The sequence below is a fragment of the Planomonospora algeriensis genome (assembly GCF_977012225.1).
Genome location: NZ_CDRNDK010000550.1, coordinates 1 through 3,752, shown reverse-complemented (window position 1 = coordinate 3,752; position 3,752 = coordinate 1). Strand labels below are relative to the sequence as shown.

Sequence of the window (3,752 nt, the reverse complement as noted above, 5' to 3'; positions counted from 1 at the left end):
GGCCGGGGCCGGCCCGCCGGTGCGCGAGGCGGTGCGGCGCCCCTCCGGCGGCCCCCCGGCATCGGGGCGGGCCATCGCGCACGGGGGCGTCTGCCGATACGCGGTGCCGTTCGCTCCGGGCATAGGCGAGAATGAATTACGTGACCCGTACTCGATCTCGCGCTGTAGCTCTCGACCAGGCCTGTGTCGCCGCCGTCGATCTGGCCCGCTCCGCGATCGAGGAGAACGTCAGACCGGAGCAGATCGGCGAGCACCTGGGGGTCGAGGGCGAGGGCGACCGGGTGGTCACCCACTATTTCGCCTGCCTGGACCGTGCCTACCGGGGCTGGCGCTGGGCCGTCACCGTCGCGCGGGCCTCGCGGGCCCGCAACGTCACGATCAGCGAGGTCGTGCTGCTGCCCGGTCCCGGCGCTCTCCTGGCGCCCCCGTGGGTGCCGTGGAGCGAGCGGTTGCGCCCCGGCGACCTCGGCGTGGGCGACCTGCTCCCCACCGACGAGGACGACGATCGGCTCGCGCCCGGCTTCACCGACACCGGTGACGAGACGGGCGGCGAGATCGACCATCAGATGATCTTCGAGTACGGCCTCGGCCGGGCCCGGGTGCTCTCCCCGATCGGCCGCGACCTCGCGGTGCGGCGCTGGCACTCCGGCGAGGCCGGCCCGCACACCCCGATCGCCCACGCCGCTCCCGCCCAGTGCTCCACCTGCGGGTTCTACTGGCCGCTGGCCGGCGCGCTGCGCACCGGGTTCGGCGTCTGCGCCAACGAGTACGCCCCCGACGACGGCCGCGTGGTCGCCGCCGACCACGGCTGCGGCGCGCACTCCGAGGCCACCGTGGTGCCCCACCAGGTGGTGCCCACCTCGCCGATCCTCGACGATCACCTCTACGACGTCGAGGAGGAGGCGGGAGAGGCCGACCTGACCGGTTCCGTGGACGACGGCTCCTCCGACGAGCCCCTGGGCCACTCCTGACCTGACCGATCCGGCACCGTTCGATCCGGCACCGTTCCGCGGACCGCCGGGTCGCCTCCGCCCCGGGACGCCTTCCGCCCCAGGTCGTCTCCGCCCCGGGTCGCCGGGTCGCCATCCGCCTCGATCCGCCGGGTCGCCTTCCGCCCCGGGTCGCCGCCACAGCGGCGACCGGGGCCCTGACCTTTGGGAACATCGCTGTGACTGACATCTTCGGCACCGATCGCCTCCGTTCCGCCGTGCTCTCGGCGTGGACGGCCTCGCCCGCGCGCTTCCGCGAGGACGCCAACGCGGAGGAGGACTTCGCCCTCGGCGGCTACCGCGACCGGCTGATCGTCGAGCTGGCCCAGAACGCCGCGGACGCCGCGCTCCGCGCCGGGGTGCCCGGACGGCTCCGGCTGTCGCTGCGCGAGGGCGTGCTCTCCGCGGCCAACACCGGCGCCCCGATCGACGCCGCCGGGATCGAGGGGCTGTCGACGCTGCGCGTCTCCGCCAAGCGCGGCGAGTCCGGCACGGCCGGCCGGTTCGGCGTCGGCTTCGCGGCCGTGGTCTCGGTCTGCGACGAGCCGGTGATCGGCTCCCTCGGGACCGGGGTGGTCCGCTGGTCCCGCGAGCAGACCGCCGCGCTGGTGGCCGCCGAGCCCGCGCTGGCCGCCGAGCTCGCCGAGCGCGGCGGGCACGTGCCGCTGCTGCGCCTGCCGTTCCCCGCCGGCCCGGTGGAGATCCCCGCCGGGTTCGACACGCTGGTACGGCTCCCGTTGCGCGACGGGGCGGCGGTGGAGGCCGTGCGGCGGATGCTCCACCAGGCCGGGCCCGCGCTGCTGCTCGGGCTGCCCGCGCTGGAGACGATCGAGATCGACGTGGACGGCGAGACCCGGACGATCGTCCCCGACGGCTGGCGGGTCGTCTCGGCCTCCGGGCAGTTCACCCCCGAGCAGGTGGCCGGGCTCTTCGCCGACCGGCCGACCGAGGAGCGGGCCCGGCCGTACTGGACGGTCCGCTGGGCCGTACCGGTCTCCCCGCAGGACGGCCCGGCCGGGGCCGAGCCCCGGCCGCTGCCGGAGCGGGTGCCGCCCGTGGTGCACGCGCCGACCCCGAGCGACGAGCCGCTGGACCTGCCCGCGCTGCTGATCGCGTCCTTCCCGATGGCCACCGACCGGCGGCACGTGGCCATGGGGCCGCTGGCGGAGTTCCTGGTCGAACGTGCCGCGGAGCTCTACGTGGAGCTGCTGTCGGGCCTGCCCCGGACGCCGAAGCTGCTCGACCTCGTCCCCGGCCTGATGGGCAAGGGCGAGCTCGACGCCCGGATCCGCCGGGCGATCCTGCGCCTGCTCCCGGACGCCCCGCTGCTGCCCGCGCTCTCCCCGCCCGCCGCCCGGGAGCCGGCCGGTATCACCGGCTCCGGCGCCTCCGGTGGTTCCGGTGACGCGGTCGGTGGCGGGTCCGGCGGGTCCAGTGGGTCCGGCGGGTCCGGCGGCGAGTTCGTCGTGTCCGGCCGGCAGGCGAGCGTGGTGGCGGCCTCCGGCGAGCTGCTGGAGCGGATCGCCGCGGCGGTGCCCGGCCTGCTGCCCGCCGGCTGGCCGGTCCGGCATCCCGCGATCACCACGCTCGGTGTGAAGCGGGTCGAGCTCGCCGACGTCGTGGACCTGCTCGCCGGCGACCTGTCGGGCGAGACGGCCGCCGATCGCGACCCGGCCTGGTGGCGCTCGCTGTACGAGGTGCTGCCCGCCGACGATCTGGAGGCGCTCGGCGCGCTGCCGGTCCCGCTCTCCGACGGCCGCCTGGTCCGCGGCCCGCGCGGCACGCTGGTGCTGACCGAGCGCGGCGCCCTGGACCCGGACGTGCTCGCTCCGCTCGGGCTCCGCGGTCGTCACCCGGACGCCGCCCACCCGCTGCTGCTCCGCCTCGGCGCCGCCGAGGCGACGCCGCGCGCGGTCCTGGAGGACCCGCTCACCCGCAGGGCCGTCTCCGAGTCCCTGGAGAGCGCCGACCCCGAGCCGGTGGCCCAGGCCGTGCTCGCCCTGGTCGACGCCGCGGGGCTGACCGCCGGTGAGGCCCCGTGGCTGGCCGACCTGGCGCTGCGCGGCGCCGACGGCGAGCTCTACCCGGCGGGCGAGCTGCTGCTGGCCGACGGCTCGCTGGCCGGGCTGCTGGACACCGAGACCCACTTCGGCACGGCCGCACCGGAGCTGGTCGAGCGGTACGGCCCGCGGGTGCTGGCCGCGGCCGGGGTGCTCGACGGCTTCGCGGTCGTCAACGACACCGACGTGATGATCGACCCGGACGACTGCGACCACGACCTCGACCGCGAGGACGAGTGGCTGGAGGCCGTGCTCGACCTGCTGCCGGAGCTGGACGTCCCCCCGGTGGCCAGGGAGTTCTCCGCCGTCCGCGACCTGGAGTACGTCGCCGACTGGCCCTCCGCCCTGGCGCTGCTCTCGCGCCCGCCGCTGCGGGCGGTCCTGCACCCGCTGCGCGTCGTGGCCGCGGGCGAGGTGGTGGAGGTGCCGTCCTACACCTCGTGGTGGCTGTCCACCCACCCGGTGCTCGGCGGCAGGCGCCCCACCCAGCTGCGCCTGCCGGGCGGCGACCCGCTCCTGTTCGGCCTGTACGGCGACGCCCCGCCCGCGGCCGACCCGGCGGCCCTGGCGATGATCGGCGTGCGGACCACGCTGGCCGACCTGCTCGCCTCGCACGGCGGCCCCGACGAGCTCCTCGACCTGCTCGCCGACCCCTCCGTCGAGGTGGACCGGGCCCAGCTCCGCGCGCTGTGGGTGGCCCTGG

The 3,752-nt window shown here is 76.6% G+C and carries 2 protein-coding genes; both read left to right on the top strand.

From position 1 onward, the window contains the following. Positions 1-140 precede the first annotated feature (140 nt). A complete protein-coding gene (locus tag ACWJ6R_RS32225) occupies positions 141-971 on the top strand; it encodes a DUF3027 domain-containing protein (RefSeq protein ID WP_449065835.1) in 831 nt (276 codons plus the stop codon). Positions 972-1,168: 197 nt separating this feature from the next. Continuing rightward, positions 1,169-3,752 (top strand): sacsin N-terminal ATP-binding-like domain-containing protein (locus tag ACWJ6R_RS32220; RefSeq protein ID WP_449065834.1); only part of this gene is annotated, 2,584 nt, incomplete at its 3' end.